Consider the following 4,355-nt stretch of genomic DNA (forward strand, 5'->3'; position numbering starts at 1 on the left):
TGGTGAGGTTGTTGCCGGGTTGGTGGCTGAGGGGCATCGGGTGTTTGTGGAGGTCAGTCCGCATCCGGTGTTGGGTATGGCGGTTGCGCAGGCGGGTGAGGGTCTGGTGGCGGCGGGCAGTTTGCTGCGTGGTGATGGCGGCCGGGACCGGTGGCTGACCGCACTGGCGAGCGCCTGGACCGCGGGCGTCGACGTGGACTGGGCCGCGGTGACTGCTGATGAGGGTCGGGCGGTGAAGGTTGGGCTGCCGACGTATGCGTTTCAGCGGCAGCACTATTGGCCGAAGCCGGTGGCTGGTCGTGGGGATGCTTCGTCGGCTGGTCAGCAGCGTTCCGGGCATGCGTTGTTGGCGGCTGCGGTGTGGCTGGCTGATGGTGATGGGTTGGTGTTGACGGGTCGGTTGTCGCTGGCCGCGATGCCGTGGCTGGCCGACCACGCGGTCCACGGCACCGTGCTGCTACCGGGGACGGCGTTCGTGGACCTGGCCGTCCACGCCGGGGACCTGGCCGGGTGCGGTGTCCTGGAGGAACTGACCCTCCAGGAGCCCCTGGTCCTTCCCGCCTCTGGCGGCGTGCAGGTCCAGATCCACCTCGGCGACAGCGATGGCGACAGTGGTCGACGCACGGTCGTGGTCTCTTCCCGTGAGGGGGAGGGCGAATGGGTGCGGAACGCGGTCGGTGTGCTGACGCCGGTCGGGGCCGAGAGCGCTCCTGTTCCGTTGGGTGTTTGGCCGCCGGTCGGTGCGGAGCCGGTTCCGGTGGATGGCGCCTATGAGAGGCTCGCCCAGCGCGGTTACGCCTACGGTCCGGCGTTCCAGGGCCTGCGCCAGGCATGGCGTGCCGGGGACACCGTCTACGCCGAGGTCGAGCTGCCCCAGGCCGCGGACGGTGATGTTGCCGGGTTCGGCCTGCACCCCGCTTTGCTCGACGCCGCTCTGCACGGTCTCCTCGTCGCCAGCAGTAGTAGCAGTAGTAGCAGTGATGCTGGGAGGACGGAGCTGCCGTTCGCGTGGTCGGGGGTGCGTTTGCTGGCGGGCGGTGCCCGCCACCTGCGGGTGGTGCTGACACCCGGGTCGGGAGGGATCTCGGTCACCGCGTTCGACGCTGTTGGTGAACCCGTCTTGCAGGCGCGGTCGCTGTCGTTGCGGGAAGTTGCGGCGGGGCAGTTGGGTGGGGCTGCTCGTCACGTGCGGCAGTCGCTGTTCACGGTGGACTGGGTCCCGCTGCCTGCCCCGCAGGGCTCTGACACCGCCGTGGTGCAGTGGACGCGGCACGGCCAGACGGCCCCCGCTATCGGGCAAGAGGTTCCTCCGGTGGTGGTGGCGGTGGTGCCGGCTGCCCCGTTGGGCGATTCGGTACCAGTAGCGGCTCAGTCGGCTGCTGTGACGGTGTTGGGTTGGGTGCAGGAGTGGCTGGCCGATCCCGAGACCGCTGGTTCGCGGTTGGTGGTCTGGACCCAAGGTGCGCCCGCCGGGCAGGACCTGGCCGGTGCGGCAGTGGCGGGTCTGATCCGCTCGGCGCAGTCCGAGCACCCGGGGCGTGTGCTGCTGGTCGATGTCGACCCGGCGGCCGGCCTGGACCCTGCCAACGAAGTGGACGTGGACGCCGTCCTGTCCCTGGCCCTGGATGCCGGCGAACCCGACATCCGCATCCGTCCGGCTGCTGACGGCGGCAGTGGTGTGGCGGCGTTCGGTAGGCGGTTGGCGAGGGCCGGGGCCGCGGCGGGGGAGCTTATTCTGCCCGGGAACCCAGGGTGGCGGGTGGAGGTGACCGAGCCGGGTGATCTGGGCAGTACGGCGGTGGTTGATGCGCCCGAGGCAGGCGCGGCGCTGTCGGCGGGGCAGGTTCGGGTGGGCCTGCGTGCGGTCGGGCTGAACTTCCATGACGTGCTGCATGGGCTGGGGATGGTTGCGGACGGTCGAGTGCTGGGCGGGGAAGGCGCTGGGGTGGTGCTGGAGGCCGGGCCGGGGGTGGATGGTCTGGTGGTGGGTCAGTCGGTGATGGGTTTGGTGCCGGGGTGGGGGCCGGTGGGGGTGGTGGACAGCCGGTTGGTGGCTGCGGTGCCGCGGGGGTGGTCGTTCCAGCAGGCCGCATCGGTGCCGGCAACGTTCCTGACCGCGCTCTATGCGCTGCGGGATCTGGCCCAGGTCCGCCCGGGTCAGCGAGTCCTTATCCATGCCGGGACCGGTGGGGTGGGCACGGCTGCGGTGCAGCTGGCGAGGGCGTGGGGTTTGGAGGTCTTCGCGACTGCGAGTCCGGCGAAGCAGGCCGCGTTGCGGGCGATGGGCGTGGCGGACACCCACATTGCCTCGACGCGCGATCTGGCGTTCTGTGAGCGGTTCTTGGCCGTGACCGGTGGTGCGGGCATGGATGTGGTCGTCAATGCTCTGGCGGGGGAGTTCACGGACGCGTCGCTGCGGTTGCTGCCGCGTGGTGGGCGGTTCGTCGAGATGGGCAAGACCGATATCCGTGATGCCGAGCAGGTCGCCCAGGACCGGCCTGGGGTGATCTATCGGGCGTTCGATCTGATGGACGCGGGTGTCGACCGGATCGCGGAGATGTTCGCTGAGCTCGGCGGCATGTTCGAGGCCGGGGTACTGACTCCGCCGCCGGTGACGTGTTTCGAGTTGTCGCAGGCGGTGGCGGCGCTGCGGTACGTGCAGGGCGCCCGGCATGTGGGCAAGGTCGTGCTGAACGTCCCCGCCGCCTGGGACCCGCAGGGCACCGTCCTGGTCACCGGCGGGACGGGGACCCTGGGCGGGGAGTTGGCCCGGCACCTGGTCACCGTGCGTGGTATGCGGCATCTGGTGTTGTTGTCGCGGCGGGGTCCGGCGGCGCCGGGGGTGGCTGGTCTGGTTGCGGAGTTGGCTGAGCTGGGCGCGGAGGTGCGGGTGGTGGCCGGAGATGCCGCCGACCGGGATGCCCTCGCCACGGTGCTGGCCAAGATTGCGGTCGACCGTCCGTTGACGGCGGTGGTGCACGCCGCGGGGGTGATCGATGACGCGACGGTGGAGTCGTTGACGCCGCAGCGGATGGCGCCGGTGCTGTCGGCGAAGGTTGACGCGGCGTGGAACCTGCATGAGTTGACCGAGGACGCGGGCTTGGCCGGGTTCGTGCTGTACTCCTCGGCTGCGGCGGTCATGGGCAGCGCCGGGCAGGGCAGCTACGCGGCCGCCAACGCGTTCTTGGACGCCCTGGCGGTCCACCGCCGGGAACGTCACCTTGCCGGCCAGTCGCTGGCCTGGGGGCTGTGGGAACAGACCTCGGAGATGACCGAGCAGCTGGAGGGCGCGGGCCTGTCCCGTCTGCGTCGCGGCGGTGTTCAGCCGATGTCGACTGCGCAGGGTCTGGCGCTGTTCGAGGCTGCTTCCGCGTCTGGTGCGCCGTTGATGGTTCCGGCCCGTTTGGACTTGGCCGCGCTGTCTCGTCCGGGTGTTTCGCCTTCACCGTTGTTGAGTGGTCTGACGGCGGGTGCTCCGGGTCGTCCTGTCGCTGCCGCGGCAGCCGCGGGTGGAGGCGGGTTGGCCGCGCGGCTGGCCGGGCTCAGCCCGGCCGATCGTGAGGAGGAGGTCCTGCGGGTCGTCCGGACCGCTGCGGCGGTGGTGCTGGGTCATGCCAGTCCGGGGGAATTGGACCCCCAGCGGGCGTTTCGTGAGATGGGGATCGATTCGCTGACCGCGCTGGAGTTGCGCAACCGGCTCGCTACCGAGACCGGCCTCACGCTTCCCGCGACCCTTGTTTTTGATCAGCCGACACCGGTTGAGCTCGCCCGGTATCTGGTGGCGGAGACGTGTGGAACCGAAGGAGCCGAAGGGACCGCCGGGGGCGCTACTGTGCCGGCGGTCCGTGCGGGGGCGGATGAGCCGGTGGCGATTGTCGGGATGGGTTGTCGGTTCCCGGGTGGGGCGGAGGACCCGGAGGGTTTCTGGCGGTTGGTTGCCGGGGGGACCGATGCGATGTCGGGGTTCCCTGGTGACCGTGGCTGGGATCTGGAGGGTTCGGGTGTTTTCGATCCCGATGGTGGGGGCCAGGATTACGCCCGGGTGGGCGGTTTTGTGGGTGGCGCTGGTGGGTTCGATGCGGAGTTTTTCGGGATCAGTCCGCGTGAGGCGTTGGGGATGGATCCCCAGCAGCGGCTGCTCTTGGAGACGTGCTGGGAGGCGTTGGAGGACGCGGGCATCACGCCGGGGTCGCTGCGGGGTACTGATGCCGGGGTGTACGCCGGCGTTATTACGTCCGCCTACCGGATCAGCGAACAGGACGGTGCCGGCGGCTTCGGGATGACGGGGACAACGGCGAGTGTGGCGTCGGGTCGGGTGGCGTATGCGTTGGGGTTGCAGGGTCCTGCGGTTTCGA

Annotated in this window: 1 protein-coding gene; it reads left to right on the forward strand. The window is 70.1% G+C overall.

Going from position 1 to position 4,355, the window contains the following annotated elements; genetic code table 11:
- Positions 1-40: 40 nt before the first annotated feature.
- Positions 41-4,355: SDR family NAD(P)-dependent oxidoreductase (locus tag AC3ERT_RS36415; RefSeq protein ID WP_435179445.1), on the forward strand; the 4,315-nt coding region annotated here is incomplete at its 3' end.

The organism is Actinacidiphila sp. bgisy145 (assembly GCF_057708125.1).